General features: G+C 39.4%; 23 protein-coding genes, 1 tRNA gene and 3 pseudogenes. 9 read left to right on the forward strand and 18 right to left on the reverse strand.

All coding sequences use genetic code 11. The annotated features are described in order from the left end of the window. Positions 1-4: 4 nt before the first annotated feature. The 8 genes from DYY67_RS01410 to DYY67_RS01445 all read left to right on the forward strand — a co-directional run bounded on the left by DYY67_RS01410 (position 5) and on the right by DYY67_RS01445 (position 3,571). Positions 5-526: a 50S ribosomal protein L5 gene (locus tag DYY67_RS01410; protein ID WP_166390092.1), complete on the forward strand. Its 522-nt coding sequence runs from the start codon at positions 5-7 to the stop codon at positions 524-526. Position 527: 1 nt separating this feature from the next. After that, positions 528-707 carry a 30S ribosomal protein S14 gene (locus DYY67_RS01415; RefSeq protein WP_166390094.1) on the forward strand — a complete coding sequence of 60 codons (180 nt, stop codon included), beginning with the start codon at positions 528-530 and terminating at the stop codon, positions 705-707. A gap of 5 nt (positions 708-712) precedes the next feature. Further along, entirely contained in the window at positions 713-1,105 is a 393-nt protein-coding gene (locus DYY67_RS01420) for a 30S ribosomal protein S8 (RefSeq protein WP_166390096.1), read from the forward strand. Further along, on the forward strand, positions 1,095-1,652 hold the full coding sequence (locus DYY67_RS01425; RefSeq protein ID WP_166390098.1) for a 50S ribosomal protein L6: 558 nt from the start codon (positions 1,095-1,097) through the stop codon (positions 1,650-1,652). Before DYY67_RS01420 ends, DYY67_RS01425 begins: the two co-directional genes overlap by 11 nt. A gap of 45 nt (positions 1,653-1,697) precedes the next feature. Then, positions 1,698-1,771, forward strand: a tRNA-Asn gene (locus DYY67_RS01430). Between the two features lie 202 nt (positions 1,772-1,973). Then, complete coding sequence (locus DYY67_RS01435; RefSeq protein WP_166390100.1) at positions 1,974-2,231, forward strand: hypothetical protein; 258 nt, start codon at positions 1,974-1,976, stop codon at positions 2,229-2,231. A gap of 53 nt (positions 2,232-2,284) precedes the next feature. Beyond that, positions 2,285-2,662, forward strand: coding sequence for a hypothetical protein (locus DYY67_RS01440; protein ID WP_255492623.1), 378 nt, complete (start codon positions 2,285-2,287; stop codon positions 2,660-2,662). Between the two features lie 708 nt (positions 2,663-3,370). Continuing rightward, a complete protein-coding gene (locus tag DYY67_RS01445; protein WP_166390102.1) occupies positions 3,371-3,571 on the forward strand; it encodes a hypothetical protein in 201 nt (66 codons plus the stop codon). A gap of 123 nt (positions 3,572-3,694) precedes the next feature. Here the strand turns inward: DYY67_RS01445 and DYY67_RS01450 are convergent, their stop codons facing one another. Next, positions 3,695-4,333, reverse strand: a complete 639-nt coding sequence (locus DYY67_RS01450; RefSeq protein WP_166390105.1) for a type II toxin-antitoxin system death-on-curing family toxin — start codon at positions 4,331-4,333, stop codon at positions 3,695-3,697. Positions 4,334-4,753: 420 nt separating this feature from the next. Between DYY67_RS01450 and DYY67_RS01455 the strand changes: the two genes are divergently transcribed. Continuing rightward, entirely contained in the window at positions 4,754-5,095 is a 342-nt protein-coding gene (locus DYY67_RS01455) for a hypothetical protein (protein WP_166390107.1), read from the forward strand. Here the strand turns inward: DYY67_RS01455 and DYY67_RS01460 are convergent. The 17 genes and pseudogenes from DYY67_RS01460 to DYY67_RS01525 form a co-directional block, all read right to left on the reverse strand. Beyond that, positions 5,088-5,654 (reverse strand): Snf7 family protein, encoded by a 567-nt coding sequence (locus DYY67_RS01460; protein ID WP_255492624.1) that lies wholly within the window; start codon positions 5,652-5,654, stop codon positions 5,088-5,090. The two genes, DYY67_RS01455 and DYY67_RS01460, sit on opposite strands and share 8 nt — an antisense overlap. A gap of 235 nt (positions 5,655-5,889) precedes the next feature. Beyond that, positions 5,890-6,369, reverse strand: coding sequence for a hypothetical protein (locus tag DYY67_RS10375; RefSeq protein WP_255492625.1), 480 nt, complete (start codon positions 6,367-6,369; stop codon positions 5,890-5,892). Between the two features lie 7 nt (positions 6,370-6,376). Then, complete coding sequence (locus tag DYY67_RS10380) at positions 6,377-7,012, reverse strand: redoxin family protein (RefSeq protein WP_255492627.1); 636 nt, start codon at positions 7,010-7,012, stop codon at positions 6,377-6,379. Between the two features lie 4 nt (positions 7,013-7,016). Continuing rightward, positions 7,017-7,747 (reverse strand): annotated as a pseudogene (locus tag DYY67_RS01470) (cytochrome c biogenesis CcdA family protein). A gap of 187 nt (positions 7,748-7,934) precedes the next feature. Further along, positions 7,935-8,114 carry a hypothetical protein gene (locus DYY67_RS10385; protein ID WP_255492628.1) on the reverse strand — a complete coding sequence of 60 codons (180 nt, stop codon included), beginning with the start codon at positions 8,112-8,114 and terminating at the stop codon, positions 7,935-7,937. A 10-nt stretch (positions 8,115-8,124) separates the two neighbouring features. Next, on the reverse strand, positions 8,125-8,409 hold the full coding sequence (locus DYY67_RS10390; protein ID WP_320415897.1) for an aminotransferase class I/II-fold pyridoxal phosphate-dependent enzyme: 285 nt from the start codon (positions 8,407-8,409) through the stop codon (positions 8,125-8,127). A 14-nt stretch (positions 8,410-8,423) separates the two neighbouring features. Further along, positions 8,424-8,935 (reverse strand): annotated as a pseudogene (locus tag DYY67_RS11805) (aminotransferase class I/II-fold pyridoxal phosphate-dependent enzyme). A 119-nt stretch (positions 8,936-9,054) separates the two neighbouring features. Continuing rightward, positions 9,055-10,035 carry a biotin synthase BioB gene (gene bioB / locus DYY67_RS01480; protein WP_166390109.1) on the reverse strand — a complete coding sequence of 327 codons (981 nt, stop codon included), beginning with the start codon at positions 10,033-10,035 and terminating at the stop codon, positions 9,055-9,057. Between the two features lie 96 nt (positions 10,036-10,131). Next, positions 10,132-11,443 (reverse strand): annotated as a pseudogene (bioA, locus tag DYY67_RS01485) (adenosylmethionine--8-amino-7-oxononanoate transaminase). Positions 11,444-11,550: 107 nt separating this feature from the next. Then, entirely contained in the window at positions 11,551-11,772 is a 222-nt protein-coding gene (locus tag DYY67_RS01490; RefSeq protein ID WP_166390111.1) for a hypothetical protein, read from the reverse strand. Between the two features lie 2 nt (positions 11,773-11,774). Then, on the reverse strand, positions 11,775-12,143 hold the full coding sequence (locus DYY67_RS01495; RefSeq protein ID WP_166390113.1) for a hypothetical protein: 369 nt from the start codon (positions 12,141-12,143) through the stop codon (positions 11,775-11,777). 115 nt (positions 12,144-12,258) lie between these two features. After that, positions 12,259-13,122: a TrmB family transcriptional regulator gene (locus tag DYY67_RS01500; RefSeq protein ID WP_166390115.1), complete on the reverse strand. Its 864-nt coding sequence runs from the start codon at positions 13,120-13,122 to the stop codon at positions 12,259-12,261. A 190-nt stretch (positions 13,123-13,312) separates the two neighbouring features. Then, complete coding sequence (locus DYY67_RS01505) at positions 13,313-13,765, reverse strand: TrmB family transcriptional regulator sugar-binding domain-containing protein (RefSeq protein ID WP_218584675.1); 453 nt, start codon at positions 13,763-13,765, stop codon at positions 13,313-13,315. Then, on the reverse strand, positions 13,758-14,168 hold the full coding sequence (locus tag DYY67_RS01510) for a helix-turn-helix domain-containing protein (protein ID WP_166390119.1): 411 nt from the start codon (positions 14,166-14,168) through the stop codon (positions 13,758-13,760). Before DYY67_RS01510 ends, DYY67_RS01505 begins: the two co-directional genes overlap by 8 nt. A 160-nt stretch (positions 14,169-14,328) precedes the next feature. Continuing rightward, positions 14,329-14,559 (reverse strand): hypothetical protein, encoded by a 231-nt coding sequence (locus DYY67_RS01515; protein ID WP_166390121.1) that lies wholly within the window; start codon positions 14,557-14,559, stop codon positions 14,329-14,331. A gap of 126 nt (positions 14,560-14,685) precedes the next feature. Further along, positions 14,686-14,961, reverse strand: coding sequence for a hypothetical protein (locus tag DYY67_RS01520; RefSeq protein WP_166390123.1), 276 nt, complete (start codon positions 14,959-14,961; stop codon positions 14,686-14,688). Positions 14,962-15,040: 79 nt separating this feature from the next. After that, positions 15,041-15,433: a hypothetical protein gene (locus DYY67_RS01525; protein WP_166390125.1), complete on the reverse strand. Its 393-nt coding sequence runs from the start codon at positions 15,431-15,433 to the stop codon at positions 15,041-15,043. Between the last annotated feature and the right edge of the window lie 56 nt (positions 15,434-15,489).

Consider the following 15,489-nt stretch of genomic DNA (forward strand, 5'->3'; position numbering starts at 1 on the left):
AAATATGGCACAAAAAATGGAATCTCCAATGAAAAAAATAACAGTTGCAAAGGTAGTGCTAAACATGGGCGTTGGAAAATCAGGCGACCCAATAGAGAGGGCAAAGCGTGCATTACTGCAAATATCAGGCCAGCAACCAAACCCACGAGCCGCCAAAGCAACTCAAAGAGACTGGGGGGTGCACAAGGGAGAGCCAATCGGTGTTGCAGTAACAGTACGAAAGGCTCCAGCACTTGAATTGATAAAAAGACTGGTCACCGCAAAGGGAAGCCAGCTCAAGAGTTCATCATTTGACGAATTTGGAAATGTCTCCTTTGGAATACGCGAGCACATTGATATTCCTGGAGTAAAGTATGATCCTGAAGTTGGAATCGTAGGGCTGAACATTACCATATCACTTACAAGGCCAGGATTTAACATCAGGGTAAGAAGCAAGCACAAGGCAAGCATTGGTGTTAATCACATCATCACTTCAGAGCATGCAAAGGAATTCATGGCACGAGAATTTGGAGTCCAAGTGATATAAGATGGCCAAGAATCGCGATTACAAGGTAACAGGAAGAAAGGAACACAAGTTTGGAAAAGGTTCCAGATGGTGCAAAAGATGCGGGGACTATAATGCTGTTATTCAAAAATACGACTTGACACTATGCAGACGATGTTTTCGGGAAGTAGCGGTTTCGCTGGGATTTAACAAATTCAGGTAATAGATATGCCAACTACAAATATTTTAGCAAACTTGTTTGTCACGCTGTACAACAGCGAAACTCGAAGAAAGGGAGACTGTGTTGTGTTACCAACGTCAAAACTTGCAACTGAGGTGCTAAAGACGCTTCAGAACCATGATTACATCGGTGAGTTTGAGCACGTAGACGACAAAAGGGGAGGCAAATTCAAGATAGAGCTGCTTGCAAAGATAACAAAGTGCGGCGCAATCACGCCAAGATTCAAAGTAGACAAGGACGGATATGCAAAATGGGAGCAGCAGTACCTGCCGTCATATTCTAGGGGTATGCTAATTGTCACAACAAACCAGGGTGTAATGTCACACCATGACGCAGTCACAAAGGGAATAGGGGGATTATTGATAGGATATGTCTACTGAGCAAGCTGAAATACATGAGGTAACAATTGAGATACCTGCCAAAGTCAAGGTATTTGAGCACCACCGGATTCTAGGTGTAGAGGGCCCTCTTGGCAAAACAAGAAAGAACTTCAAAAAGATTCCAATTGATATCAAGGTGGATGAAAAAAGCATAATGCTAAAATCACAAGGTACAAGAAAACGCGACTATGCAATCTTCAAGACTGCAGAATCACTTGTAAATACCCTGATCAAGGGAGTGCAGACTGGTTACACATTTAAGATGAAAATTGTCTATGCACACTTTCCAATCACAGTCAAGGTAAAAGATGGAAACATACATGTAGAGAATTTCCAGGGAGAGCGTGCAGCTAGAGTGTCCAAAATATTTGGTGCAACAAAGGTTGTATCAAAAGGAGATGATGTCGTCATTACAGGTCCTGTGCTGACTGATGTTTCACAAACATGTGCAAGCCTTCAGCAAAACACCAAGGTCAAAAACAAGGACTCGAGAGTTTTTCTTGACGGCATTTATCTTTTTGAAAAACAAGACGGCATCGAAAAGTAATTTTCAGCAAAGAATAAATCCGCTTATCCTACGAACAAGTTTGGTGCCGCCCTAGCTCAGCGTGGTAGAGCAGCTGGCTGTTAACCAGCGGGTCGCCAGTTCAAGTCTGGCGGGCGGCGCTTTAATATTTCTAAATTCGAATTCTGAAACATTATTTTTTGCACCTTGGAACCATGGTATAATGAATTGCCATGTTTGGGATATGATATTTCTAAATTCGAATTGTGAAACATTGTATTACGATCACGCTTTGGTTTATTCTGTTAGACTAGATAGATCTAATACTGATCGCTACATAACCACATATGCAGGAGGTCCGCATTGGCCAGAACAAGACGCGCAAATAGGTATTGTGTGGATTGTGGGGGAAGACTAGTTTACTACCCCCGCCTTTCGAATCCAAAAGCTCCCAATGAATACAGGGTTCTGGTCTACGCATGCCCCGACTGCACTAAAGATTTTGATAAACCAAAGATGTTCTCAATCAAAAGAAATGTGGTTGACGAGCCGCTGGAGACAGTGGAAATAGAGATAGTCCAGGCAAGGGAAAAGGTTCCAGAGGCCATCAAATCCGTGTAAACCTTAGGGCAAAAAGACTAAGTGCGACCAGGAAAATAATACACTGAAAAAAGATGCGTATCTTCTATACTCAAAAACTAGAATCCCTGCTTGAAAAAATAGAGCTTACCGACTGGCGGCAAAGACTACGAGAGCCACTCACGTGTAACGAGCAGTCCTTGTCTGACAATTGGAAGTTCTGTGCACTAGGAGAAAGAATGAGGAGGGAGGGGCGTGATATTGACAAGGTAAAGGATCTCACACCAGAGGCCATAAAATTGGGGTTTAGTTTTGCAACTGCAGTCAAGCGCAGGGACAGTACGATGCACTTGAAATCTTGGAGCAAATTGAAAAACTGCCATCGATATGGCACGACCCTGGTGGCTCCATTTCTGCATGATTTTTGTACCATTTATTTTCTAAAATTTTTGGCAACCTGGGTTATAGTCTGACATGCCGACTTGAAAAATTACAGTTTTTTTGGATGTCAAAATGTGGTGATATTTTCTACCTTTTTTTGCAAAAAAATAGCCAAAAAATGGGGGTTGAACTTTTAGCCATGCCACAAGAAGAAAAGCAAACTCTTACCGGGTAATGGGGGTGTTTTGACCCTTGGCTGCCATATGTACGCACAAGTGTTAAACCCCCCCAAAAAATGGCACTTTATGAAAAAATCACCTTCTTCGCGGTATGGGAAAAATAAGCGGGGGTTTAACCTTTGAGCATCAAACTCACAAAAAATTATTTTTCCAAAAATAGACCATTTTAGACCATTTATTGATGTAATGGACCCAAAGTTTGGGCAAGTTTTGGGGCAAATAGGGGGGTAAAAATAACCCCAAATGTGTCCAAGAATTGAATAACATGGTTCTTTGCCACAAATGTTCTGACGAAAAGCATGGGGAATGCATGGGAAAAGCAGGCATGTTTGAGTGCGACTGTGAACCTGTGCAAGCAAATAATAGCGCAAATACTGGATTCTGAATAACATGCATTTTTGAACTGCTTATATGACATATCATGCATAGACTTGAATCCATTGCCAGATATTGATGATGTAACAAAGGCCAAGATAGTCCAGATGATTCTAGATGGAGCTACCGAATCTGCCCTTGAAAAGCTAAGTGGAATTTATCGGGTAGAAACACCGAAAATAGCGGTTGGTACAATTCAAGGGAAAAAGAAGAACCGTATATGCAGTATATGTTCCTGCAGAAAAGAAGATTTATGCGCTAAACTCTGACATTTTCTGCAATCCGTTTGTTATCTTGCACGAGTATTATCACCATATTCGCTCAAAGCTTGGGGTGCACAAGGGCTCAGAAAAACATGCCAATATGTATGCCAAGGAGTTTCATTGACTCTTACACTGGGATAGTAAAGGCTGGAATGAAAGCAGGCTAGGTTTTTTGGATTTTTGCTATTTGAGCATTAAGTCTATTGTGGCATACTTCTGGGAATTATTCGGTGCATTCGGGGTTTGTCTATCCGCTAGGAGAACGCATCTCTTTAGCAAATCCTTTGCCCATAACTTCTACTAAGAAAGCAATTATTTCCTTTTGCTCCTTCTTATATTCAGGGTATATGTCAAAAGCCATCCATTTTTCAATTACTCTCCTTCCGAGATAACCAAATGTTATGAATGTAAGAGGAATAACTAAAATTAACGGTAATAGAAAGTATCGTATTAGTTTTAATGAAAAACTAAGGCGGGAGTTATTCTTAACAGATAATTTCTTTACCCATCTTGCAATATTTTTAATTAATTTTGCCGTACTATCAGGATCATTCTTTTGATTCTTTGCAATTTCTACCGTAAATCTTACTGCACTTAATGGAACAATCATCACGTACCCATTAAGCTCAAGATATGCTATAGTTGCAAGTAACGCTGTTCTCTTATTCCCATCATAGAAGGGATGCATTCGTATTATTCCTTCTAACAAACTAGCTGCTTTTGTAAAAATATCATTATATGGTATGAATGTACCATAGAATTTTTGTTTCGGTCTATCGGCTATTGCTTGAACTAATCCAAGATCTTTTACTCCTGTAAATACTTTGAATCTCTCTTCAACTATGTGATGGAGATATAGTAAATCATCTGAGGTTAATTCTTCCATTAGATTTCTGCTAATCTATCAAATACTACCTTATTCTTATCGATAGCTTCTTTGACTATAGATTTCAAAATTTCTCTCTTTTTTTCTTCTGTCATACTGCTGTTACCACGTAACATACTACGTATTTCAATTATTTAAAAACCCTTGTATGGTTTTAGATGTGAAAATCGTGAATGAAAATTATGTTAATTACATTATTTAAAGCGGTTTCGTGAGGCAAGTTTGATAGCGTTTCAATCTTATTCTGTCCTAAATTCAATCTAATTCCCACTTCTTCCGTAGGTGTTTTCTTGATACTTCCATGCTCACGAATAAAATTATAATGAATCCAAGTCTGGCTTCTTGATGCAAATTTTAAACCAAAATGATCACATGTTTTTACCCTCACACTAATTAGGAACGATATTTCAAAATTCGAATATGGAAAGATATGAAATCAAGCTCTTGGTATCAAAAAAGCCAACAGATGCACAGGCAAGAAAAATCCAGGAGCACTTTGCGGAAATTCCACTAGAAGAGATACTGGCAGGACTGCACTTTGCAAAAAGCAGGTGGACTGCAAAGGACGCAGGAGTTCTAAAAGTAGGGAGAAAAAGCATAATCAAAAAAGAGATTCACTCTGTTACATCAGAGCAGGCACAATGGAGACTGAAAAACTGGAAGACAATGATTGCAAATTACAGAAGGCTTGGATACAGCTATCCTACAATATCTCGTATAAAGCGACACTTTGCAGAAATAAGCAAAAAGCGCTCTAAATAGTGGCTTGCGCTTTTGCCGTAGAAGGCAAGTTGGGCGGAAGGTCGGGGAGTGTCTGTCTGACATGGCCTTCCAGCACCGCTTGCGCTTCTTCAAGAATTTGGCTTGTCTCAGAGCTTGTCGTATCGACAACAAATTGGCTGTCTGCGTTGACTGAAGAGCCTGCCATGATATCTCCTAGAATACTTGACAGGTCCTGCATTGACGAGCTTGCCTCAGGCATAAGTCCGCTCAAACTGGTTCCTAGGCCCTTTATGACGGACATGCATGGGCTCAGCGTGACTACCACGTCGCCAAGCTCTGATAATGTGTTTAGTCTAATCTGGATCTGCTCCATGGCTAATTTTGCACCTGTTACCATGTTGTTCATCTTTCTTATCTCATGTAGTTCTGTGGCATATGCGTTAGAATACTGCTTGTTGTGATTTCGTACTGCGTCTACAACTTTTTTGAAAATATAATCATCTTTTTCCTTTAGTTTTCGTGAAATAGAGTCAAGTTTTGATACCTGGAGCTGCAGCCTTTTTTGTGCCTCATCAATCTTTGGCCTGAGAGGGGGCATCTGGCTTTACCTTATCCATTACCTTCTGGGATATGCTTTCCTTCTGAGTGTTCCATTTTGCTGCAAAGTTCATGATTTTTGACTGTGCCATGATCTGAATAGGCGCTTTAAACATTCATGTTCTGTGTATGGGTGTAACTGCAGTGACACCTTGCAGTGGTTACACCTGTGATTTGCCATCCTTGATAATGAATGTTTCAAAATTCGAATTTAGAAACATTAGTTATCGATATAGTCATCCAAACGTGAACGTGTATATCTGAAATCCTGGCTGGGGTATCAAAGTCAGGGTGTGCGCGCCTGCCTGCTGGGACGAAATGACATTGTATAGTCTATTTTCTGACACGTGAACAGTACTATTTTGGGTGTCTTGTCCTGCATCACTTGCTCCGACAGGATTTCCATCAAGCAGCACCTGCACATCAACATTGGGGCCTGCAGCTACAATGTTGACATCTTTTGCATAGTATGGAAGAACTATCTTGCCAGTGTCAGACGATAACTTCATGCTGTCTTGCAGATTCTGCCAATCTCCGTCAAGATAGAAATGATCTTGCTGCAAATTGGTGGAAGCGAATATGTTACAGTTTTGTCTGGCTGAAATCCCTCCTTGGTTTCCAATAAAGCTTCGACCTGACGCAAAGTCATATCCGAAATAAAGTTCTGGTGTTTCTTGATCTGAGAATTCATGTGGCACAAGATCCACTAGCGACATGTTGACATTAACATCCAGTCCAAGAGCTTGCGAGCGTTGTGCTAATAATTGCTGTATTGTTTTTTCTGTAATATCGTAATCTCCTTCTCCAAAGTGCACATGTCGTATGTGACCCAAGATAGTCTGTCATGTATTCAGCAGGCCAGTACCTGTTGCCAAAAGCATCCCACGTACTGTGATCACTGTCTAGCACAACAGGATATGTTATGTTGTATTTTTGTACTGCCATGTTGACATTGTTGATATTTTTTTCAAATTCAAATTCTGGCGAATGAATTCCAATTATGAGCAATCCCTTGTCTGCATATTTTTCATTCCATTCTTTTAGATATGGTAGAGTTCGCAGACAGTTAATGCAACTGTATGTCCAAAAGTCATAGAGCACAACCTTGTTTTTCATAGATTCTTTTAGTGCATCAGGTGTCGTATTGATGTAGCCTGAAATCCCGACTAGATCAGGTGCTAGCGGATATTGGCTTTCGTCTGTCGGGACAGATGCATTGCCGGAAATTGGTTGAACTAGGTTAGAGTTTTCATTTATCTCTGGCTTGTCTAGTGATGTAAAGTATAACGCGATTCCAGCTATTGCTCCTATGATGATTACTCCAGTAATGATTGCGCTTTTGATCTCTTTTTTTATCATGTTATCATCCTAGCAAGATATTGTTTAGCAGAGGAAAGCTTGCAATGTCTGCCAACTGGTTTGTGTATACCAAGACGCCAAGTAGTACAATAAGGATCCCATTATGATTGAATAATACTTCAAGTGCTTACTCATAGACTTGATGAATCTTGTAAATCTTGAAAAGAATACGCCCATGAGTATGAACGGGATTCCAAGCCCGATTGAATAGCTAAGCAACAAGACAAATGCATGGCCAGGCGAGGTCGCAGCAAGCGTCAAGATGCTGCCAAGAATGGGGCCTATGCAGGGGGTCCAGCCAGTTGCAAAGGCAAGCCCAAAGACAAAAGATAGCGGATAGCTTGTTTTTGCTCTGCTTGGGATTATCTTTTTTTCAAAATTTAGCCTTGATATCTTGGAAGACAATAGCATGAAAACTCCAAATGCGATTATTATGATTCCGCCTATGTGGTTAAAGTCGGCAAGCAACTTTCCTGCGCTGGTTGATACAACACTATTGAGTACCACTCCTAGAACTGAAAAGACAACTGTAAAACCAGCTACGAAAAATACTGTATTTAGCAAAATATTCAATCTGCTTGCAACAAGATTGACTGTGCCGTTGTTTCGCTGAAGCTCAGACAATGTAGTTCCAGAAATATATGCAAGAAAGGCAGGAATCATGGGTAAAATGCAGGGAGCAAGAAAAGAGCCCAACCCTGCTACAGCTGCAATCCCTATACTGAGTTCTACCATGTAACTAGATCATGTCTTTTTTTATTAATACCTTGTTCCAAATCTAATCCAAATCACATCCATTTACTTTACAAAGTTCACTCGGGAAATCATCACAGAATTAGAATACTCTCTAATGTCTGGTCTTATTTTTTATTTATGGATCCAAAAAATATTCTAGTTTGCTTATCTCTAATACTGTGTAAAGTCATGTGATTCCAAATTTTTTTCCTGCCTTTTCAAACACATCTAATGATCTTGCAATGATATCTTCTGTTAACCATGAAGTGACAGAAATTCTAATCCTGGCAGAGCCTAATTCAACAGTAGGATATCTTATTGGCTGTGCAAAGATGCCATTACTTGATAGATACTGTCCAAACTCCATTGCTTTTTTCTCATTTCCAATTATTATCGGGAATTATCTGACTCTGAGAGTCTATTTTGTATCCAAGTGATTCGAGGCCTCTTTGTATCATGTGTATATTTTTCCACAGTTTGATTCTCTTTTGCTCTCGGTTTGAGGATATCTTGTCTAGTGCAGCCTGGACAAGAAAGTTTGGCAATGCCGAAGTATAGATAAAAGGCCTTGAGGTGTTTACTGCAAGTTCCACAACTTCTTTTTTTGATGCAACATATCCGCCAAATGCACCAAGGCCCTTGCTAAGGCTGCTAATGTACACGTCTATTTTTTTAGCTACTCCAAGATACTCTGCAGACCCTCTCCCGTCATGCCTGCAACAAAATCCCCATGTGCATCGTCGAGGATCAAAAACGCACCATGTTTTTCGCACAACTCTGAAATCTCTTTTAACTTTGAAAAATCTCCATTCATTGAAAAAATTCCTTCTGTTACTACAAATTTGCGGCGCCTGTCTTTTCCTAGTTTTTTTTCCAGGTCTTGCATGTTGTTGTGTTTGTAGATTGCTTTTTTGCACGCGATAACCTGCAGGAATCTATTATGCTTGCATGGTTTAACTCATCACTTAATATCAGATCGTCTTTTTGCGGCAGGATTGAAATGATTCCCAAGTTTGCCATGTATCCAGTTGGAAACGCAAGTGCAGATTCTTGGCGTTTATGGAGTGCAAGCTTTTTCTCAAGTTTTTTAAATAAACTGTCATTGCCTGCCACAAGTCTTGAGCTTGACTGGACCTGTGTTGGGATGATTCTGGTGTGCCCTAGTCCAAGATAGTCATTGGATGACAAGTTGACAAGTTTTTCTCCCTTTCATGAAAATGTATGGGCCTGAAACTTTGTTGTCAAGCAGATTACGATATAGATTCGATTTTTTTATTCCGTCAAGTCTTGCATTTATGAAATTAAGTTTAGGCTTCAAGGCCTATCTTTGATATCATCTCAAAGTCCTCAACTGGCGAGTTTCCGCCTATGGTAAGATATCCTCCGGTGATGATTCCGTTTGCGCCTCCAAGGAGTGCTTTTTCCTGTTCGCTTGAGAGGTACACTTCTCTGCCTCCTGCTATCTTTAAGATAGTTTTTGGCATTAGAAATCTAAAGACAGCTATTGTGCGCAGAATCTCTGAGAGTGAAAGTCTTGGCTGAATCTCAAGCGGGGTTCCTTTTTGTGGGACAAGTATGTTTATGGGACATTCTTCAGGACTAAGATTTGCCAAGTCAAGGCCAAGCTCCAATCTCTGCATTCTTGTTTCTCCCATGCCAATTATTCCGCCGCAGCACAGCTCAAGCCCTACTTTTTTTACTATTCTATTGGTATTCATCCTGTCGTCATATGTGTGGGTAGTGCATATTTTAGAAAAGAAACTCCTTGATGCCTCTAGGTTGTGGTTGTATCGTTTCACTCCTAGTTTTTTGAGCTGCATTGCCATGCTTTCATCTATGAATCCAAGTGAGCAGTTTACCTCGATTCCAACTTTGTCGTTTATCTCTTCTATGATGTTGCAGATCTGGGAAAAATCGCTCTGGGTTGGGCCGCGCCAGGCGCACACAAGACAAAAACTCTTGACGCCGTCCTCTTTTGACATTTTGGCATTTTGAACAATGATATCAGATGGCAACAGCTTGTATGTGTCAATCCCGCTCTTGTAAAATGCCGACTGGGAGCAAAACGTACAATCCTCTTGGCATTTTCCTTTTTTTGCATTGATTAAAGATTCTACATCCACCAGATTACCGCTAATCTTGCGAGTGATCTCATTTGCGGCATCTGATAAAAATTGCAGTGACTCGTCTGAAACGTTGACAAGTTTTTCAGCTTCTTGAACTGTAATATTGTATCCTGATAATATTTTATCCTTGCATGAAATGATAAATTCACGTTCTGAATTCATAGCATGTTTTTTTGGATTCTATTAATTAAGATTGTTATGGTAAACCAGTGTGAAGTAGACTGGTTTACTATTCTAGAACGCTTCCGACTCGAATCACTAAATTTTTTCTGTAACCTTCTTTATGGTATCTATGACACCACTGACCAAAAAGTCAAGCTCATTTTCAGGTATTGCCAGAGGTGGCACAATCATTACAATCGGGCCAAGCGTTCTTAGGTAAATCTTGTGTTTTTTTGCCTCACTGAAGATCCTCTGGTGGATTCGTTTTTCAGGCGCGATTGGAGATTTTTTTGTCTTGCTGCTGACAAGCTCTATTGCCATGATCATTCCCTTGTGTCTTACATCGCCCACTAGATCCAAGCCTGAAATCTCATCAATGCGTTTCTGAAGGTATGCTGAACTTTTTTTGATCTTTGACATGATGTTGTATTTTTCATAAAGCTCAAGATTTGTAATTGCAGTTGCACAAGCTAGCGGATTTCCGGTAAATGTGTGTCCGTGGAAAAAGTGTTTCATTTCTTGGTATTGGCCCAAAAATGAATCATATACTTTCTTGTTTGCAAGCGTTACTGCAAGTGGCAAATAGCCTGCTGTTAGCATTTTGCCAAATGATACTATGTCAGGTATGCTTTTCTGGCTCTGGTATTCTATCATGGAACCCAGTCTTCCAAAACCTGTGGCAATCTCATCTAGTATGAATAAAACACCATATTTTTTGCACAAGGTACCAATTTTTTTCTGAAATCCGTCTGGATATATGGTAACGCCGCCGGCTATCTGGGCCCCGCTTTCCATGACAAAGGCTGCAATATTGTCATTTTGCAAAAATGTTTTTTCTATTTTATCTATGCAGTGGTCTTCAAATTCATCCAAAGTAAAACCATTTGGAATTCTGTAACTGTTTGGAGATGGAGTACTGATTGTAGGAAACAAAGTAGACTTGTATCTTGAAAAAAATGATGAAACATATCCCAAAGACATTGCGCCAATCGTGTCTCCGTGGTATCCGTTTTCAAGTGTGACAAACTTTGTTTTTTTCCCTCGCCCTTGTTGTGCCAATATTGTAAGGCCATCTTTGCAGAAACTTCCATGGCAGTAGAGCCGTCATCTGAATAAAACACCTTGTACATGCCAGGTGCCAGTCTGACAAGCTTTGATGCGAGCTCTTCTGCCTTGTCATTTGTAAGATTGAAAAGAGACGAGTGCTGCAGTTTCTTGTCTGCTTTATCATTGATTTGACTAGCTCATCTCTAGAGTGTCCCCATACGTTGCACCACATGCTTGCAACACCATCTAACATGCGGTTTCCTTTGGAATCATAAAGCCACATTCCTTTTCCTCGCACAATGACGTCAAAATTTGGCCACTCGTTCATCTGGGTATATGGGTGCCAAACGTAGCTGCGCATGTGGGAGTCTCTAAACTTGTCGCATTAAAAATGGTATTGCTATTGTATTTTGATGTAAAAATATCTGGTCGTATGTTGCTATTCTGTGATGATGAATCTTGTAGCGCTTATCTTCCATACAATTCTTTTTCATCGTATGTTAGTGGAACTGGTGATTCCCAGACTATTAACTTTATAAATTTGAAAACTACTACCTCATCGTCCAAGGATTCTTCAGTAATGTGAACTTTGAGGGATTCTAGTACTGCTTTGACATACATCAGGACAAACCTTGCCCACTTGCGACCCATATTGGATTCGAAAATCAGAGGTATAGTTTGCTCTATCAACTTTATACCTGAAACTGGTACCATCCGCAATATTTTCCAACAGCTGAAAAGTAGTTTTCTACAATATTGTCAACATCATAATCCCATCCTCCAAGCGCTGCCAGTTTTTTAGCCATTCTTGGCGCTATCTTGGATACCTCCCTCATCGATGATTCATTCATGGTCTCAATGATTGCAGAAAATAGCACGTGGGATGTAAGAATGGTGGGTATCATTTCAAAGCGCTTGTCAAATGATTCGTGTTTTATGAGAATTTTTGCTATGAACGAGTTTAAAGTGAGATCCTTTTCATCTGCCTCCTTTCTTAATTCGTCAACTAGCCTGTTTGGCAGTCTTAGGGTAATCCTGTTTGTGCGAAATGTAGTCTTCAATGATTCCAATTGTATGTACCGCGCCATGTCTAGGCATATAATATATAAAATAACGTGGATGTTCGTCTGGAACAACTTGCGTACTAGTACAAAATATTGAAGAAATGTGGACTAGTTAGTAGCACACATGGGATCTTTCCCATGAATATTCAAATAACCTAAGCAGGGGCTCGTTCAAAGATTTTGAATCTGACCACATTGCAAAGACATTGTGTGATGGATGCGTAGCATTTCTTAAAAATAACATTATCTCATCTCTGTCTTTTATTACAAAACATTGGTTGTCGTTTTCTTCATCTGACATCAACTTGATCTTTTTTTTGTCAAACTCGCTGAGAAAATCAGGTATTTTCAGTGCAGGAGAAATAATTATTCTTGCATCAATTAATGGTTGGTTGAACATCATTTCGATGATTTCAGAGTGGTAAAATCTTGATATGTCCTTCTCGCTTCCAAAAACAATTATCTGCTCTCTTGCAGTTTTTATCATGTCTTTAATCTTTGAGTAAATTTGTCCAGTTCCTTCCATTGTTTGCAATCTGTCTTGTTTTAATTCTGTTGTTTCTATGGCAAATGTAGGTATCTCTTTCCACATCTCTGTTACGCTTTTTTCTTGTTTTGCAAGAATGTTTAGATTTTCTTTTTCTGTATTGATGAGAGTGGATATTGCCTGCTCTATTGGTAATGCCACGTATCTTGTCGGTGAAGAAAATTCTGCAGTTACAATCCCCTTGCTCTGTAAAGTGTTGAGAATAAAATATGTTTCAGTCCTTGGCATGCCAAGAGACTTGACAACCTCGGGTGCAGTTTTTGCTCCATATTTTCCCAAGTATATGTATATCTTGGCTTGATTGTGGGTCAGCCCAAACTTTATCATCTCTTTTTTTACTTTTTCTAATTTTACCTTGTATTCGTATAGACTCGAGTCCTCGTCTGCAGTAAAAATTCTAATCTGAGATTCAGCGTCTATTTGTCCCATGTTCCCAACGCTAAAGTTGTTTATGCTAATGTTATTATGGATTTAGATGCAGACTGCGTCAAGTGGCGTCATTTTTTGTTTCTACAGGATTACTGGGTTCTCAAATGATATTCAATATCATGTCAAATTATTGTTTAGAACTGGTATTGTAAAACCATATCAAGACAGATTTAATCCCTGAGAAATGAAACTAGTAAACGTTTTCTGAATTTGTCCAGCACAATTCAAATAGCATGCGCATAGAGGCAATCAACGCAGGCGAGTCTGCCCACATTGCAAAGACATTGTGTGATATGTGATTGGCATTTCTCAGAAAGAACATGACCTCATCAGAGTCACGAACTAGAAAACACAATTCTCCCCATTTGTTGCCTGGCATGATCTTTATCTTATTTCTGTCAATTTGTCTGGCATGCTCTGGCATTTTCCGTGCAGGTGAAACTATTATCTTAAAATCTGAAATAGAGTCGGAAAGTAATTCAAAAAAGTCTGCATAGTATAATCTTGAAAGATCCTTTTCAGTACAAAAAAGACATAGTTCATCTTTTGTATTATTTATGAGACTCTTGATTTTGCTGTTTATCTGTGGTGTGCCCTGAAGCATTTGCATCTTTTCTTTTTTCGTGTCGCTTGTCTCAACCATGAAAGCTGGTATTTCGTTCCACAGTTCGGTCAATTCTCGCTCTTGCATTGCAAGAACCTTTACTTTTTCCTGCTCTGACTTTACAAGCGTTAAAATCGCTTCCCCAATTGGTCAGTGTAGAATATTTTGTCGGTGTGGAAAATTCTGCTGTGACTATGCCTTTGTTTTGCAAAGTGTTGATGATAAAATATGTTTCAGTTCTTGGTATCTCTAATGCCTTTGATACCTCAGGTGCACTCTTTTGACCATATTTTCCTAGGTAGATGAATACTCTGGCTTGATTCTGACTCAAACCAAATTTCAAAAGCTCTGCCTTTACTTGCTCCATCTTAATTTTATATGGGTATAATTTAGAATCTGACTCGGAAAGAAAGATGGATGTTATTTCTTGTTGATCATTCAATTAAACTCACTTGATGTACATGTAATCATACAATATAACTATCAAGATGAATCCATCAGTACGATTTCTTCTATAGACTTAAAACTAATGAGAGAAGTTTTCGTCTGATAACAACTAACGTGAAACAAAAATGTACCATGCATTCTTACGTTGAGATTTTTTATCCCTGATTTGAAGTACGGTTGATTTTTTCTGCCAGAGCTAATTTTGCGTTAGTAATGTCCCACAAGGCATTTTCAATTCTAGCCAAGTGTTCGTTTATTCCTCCGATGTCATTTCTCAGAGACCTTAGCTTGATTGCTTCCACTTCTAGCGTAATGTCTGCAAGATACTCTGTAAATGCATCTGAGAAAGAAGCGCCTTTTTGTTTTAAAGTAATATCTCGTACCAAATATCTCTATTTTCAAATTATGTCTGGCAAGTATAAAAATACGGTCTGCCAATAATGGAAATTACTGATTCACACTACTAAATGCTAATTTTTCACCATTTTTGGGAAATAAATGTGCTACTTTTGTCAGTCTAAAAATCGCTTGAAACTATCAAACTCATTTGGTGTAAGGTCGCTTCTGCCCCTTGAATCTAACATTTTCTTCATTTTTTCGAATTTTTCTGCAAGTAAGGAAAGATCTATGGGCTGTCCAGTTTCATCGTTTTTCAATCCGATATAGTACTTTAGCCTCTCTTCGAATTTATCTGGCGTGATTTCTTTAATCAGTACTTCTCCAGTAGCTATGATTTTGGCCATGCGCTCTCTTTCTCTTTGCTCAAGGTTATTTTTTTCGTCTTCCATTATCTGCTTGTGATTTTCATAACCTGTTTTGATGTCTTCTAACTGGGTTTCTAATTTAGTAAGAACGTCATTTACGACTTCAAAAGCTACCTGCTCTTTTCCTGCGCTTGTTTGAGCCTCCTTTGACGTCTTTGAACCTTTTTGCTTGCGGGGTTAATTCTTCGAACTGTTCGGCTGCAACTAGTTTCACAACCATTGGTTTTGAAGTTTTTTTTGCTACCAATCCAAATGCCACAAGACCGATTCCTGTCCAAACCAGTCCTATTAGCAAATATTGTACGACTGCAATTACTGCGCTCAGATGTGGATATCCCATCTGGCGCAACATCGATACACCACTTAAGGTGTTGCCTCCTGTCATTGAAACAACAAAAGAGTGCACTGATTGAGATAGGAACTGTGGAGCATAATAGTACGATGGGATTGAAATTGTGGCAAGTAAGCGCCCAACAATTACTGGTATGGATTTCATTATCTATTCGGCATGTCAAAAACTAATATTCACTTGTTTGTAATATGAAATGACAC

Source organism: Candidatus Nitrosotalea sp. TS, assembly GCF_011319465.1.
GTDB lineage: Archaea > Thermoproteota > Nitrososphaeria > Nitrososphaerales > Nitrosopumilaceae > Nitrosotalea.

Coding starts and splice junctions, on each gene's coding strand:
- DYY67_RS01415 (WP_166390094.1), top strand. CDS start 528: ATGGCCAAGAATCGCGATTACAAGGTAACAGGAAGAAAGGAACACAAG.
- DYY67_RS01520 (WP_166390123.1), bottom strand. CDS start 14,961: ATGGAAGACGAAAAAAATAACCTTGAGCAAAGAGAAAGAGAGCGCATG.
- DYY67_RS10375 (WP_255492625.1), bottom strand. CDS start 6,369: ATGTCGCTAGTGGATCTTGTGCCACATGAATTCTCAGATCAAGAAACA.
- DYY67_RS01425 (WP_166390098.1), top strand. CDS start 1,095: ATGTCTACTGAGCAAGCTGAAATACATGAGGTAACAATTGAGATACCT.
- DYY67_RS01440 (WP_255492623.1), top strand. CDS start 2,285: ATGCGTATCTTCTATACTCAAAAACTAGAATCCCTGCTTGAAAAAATA.
- DYY67_RS01505 (WP_218584675.1), bottom strand. CDS start 13,765: ATGGTTGAGACAAGCGACACGAAAAAAGAAAAGATGCAAATGCTTCAG.
- DYY67_RS01455 (WP_166390107.1), top strand. CDS start 4,754: ATGGAAAGATATGAAATCAAGCTCTTGGTATCAAAAAAGCCAACAGAT.
- DYY67_RS10380 (WP_255492627.1), bottom strand. CDS start 7,012: ATGATAAAAAAAGAGATCAAAAGCGCAATCATTACTGGAGTAATCATC.
- DYY67_RS01410 (WP_166390092.1), top strand. CDS start 5: ATGGCACAAAAAATGGAATCTCCAATGAAAAAAATAACAGTTGCAAAG.
- bioB (WP_166390109.1), bottom strand. CDS start 10,035: ATGAATTCAGAACGTGAATTTATCATTTCATGCAAGGATAAAATATTA.
- DYY67_RS01460 (WP_255492624.1), bottom strand. CDS start 5,654: ATGCCCCCTCTCAGGCCAAAGATTGATGAGGCACAAAAAAGGCTGCAG.
- DYY67_RS01500 (WP_166390115.1), bottom strand. CDS start 13,122: ATGGGACAAATAGACGCTGAATCTCAGATTAGAATTTTTACTGCAGAC.
- DYY67_RS01420 (WP_166390096.1), top strand. CDS start 713: ATGCCAACTACAAATATTTTAGCAAACTTGTTTGTCACGCTGTACAAC.
- DYY67_RS01450 (WP_166390105.1), bottom strand. CDS start 4,333: ATGGAAGAATTAACCTCAGATGATTTACTATATCTCCATCACATAGTT.
- DYY67_RS10385 (WP_255492628.1), bottom strand. CDS start 8,114: ATGGAGTTTGGACAGTATCTATCAAGTAATGGCATCTTTGCACAGCCA.
- DYY67_RS01525 (WP_166390125.1), bottom strand. CDS start 15,433: ATGAAATCCATACCAGTAATTGTTGGGCGCTTACTTGCCACAATTTCA.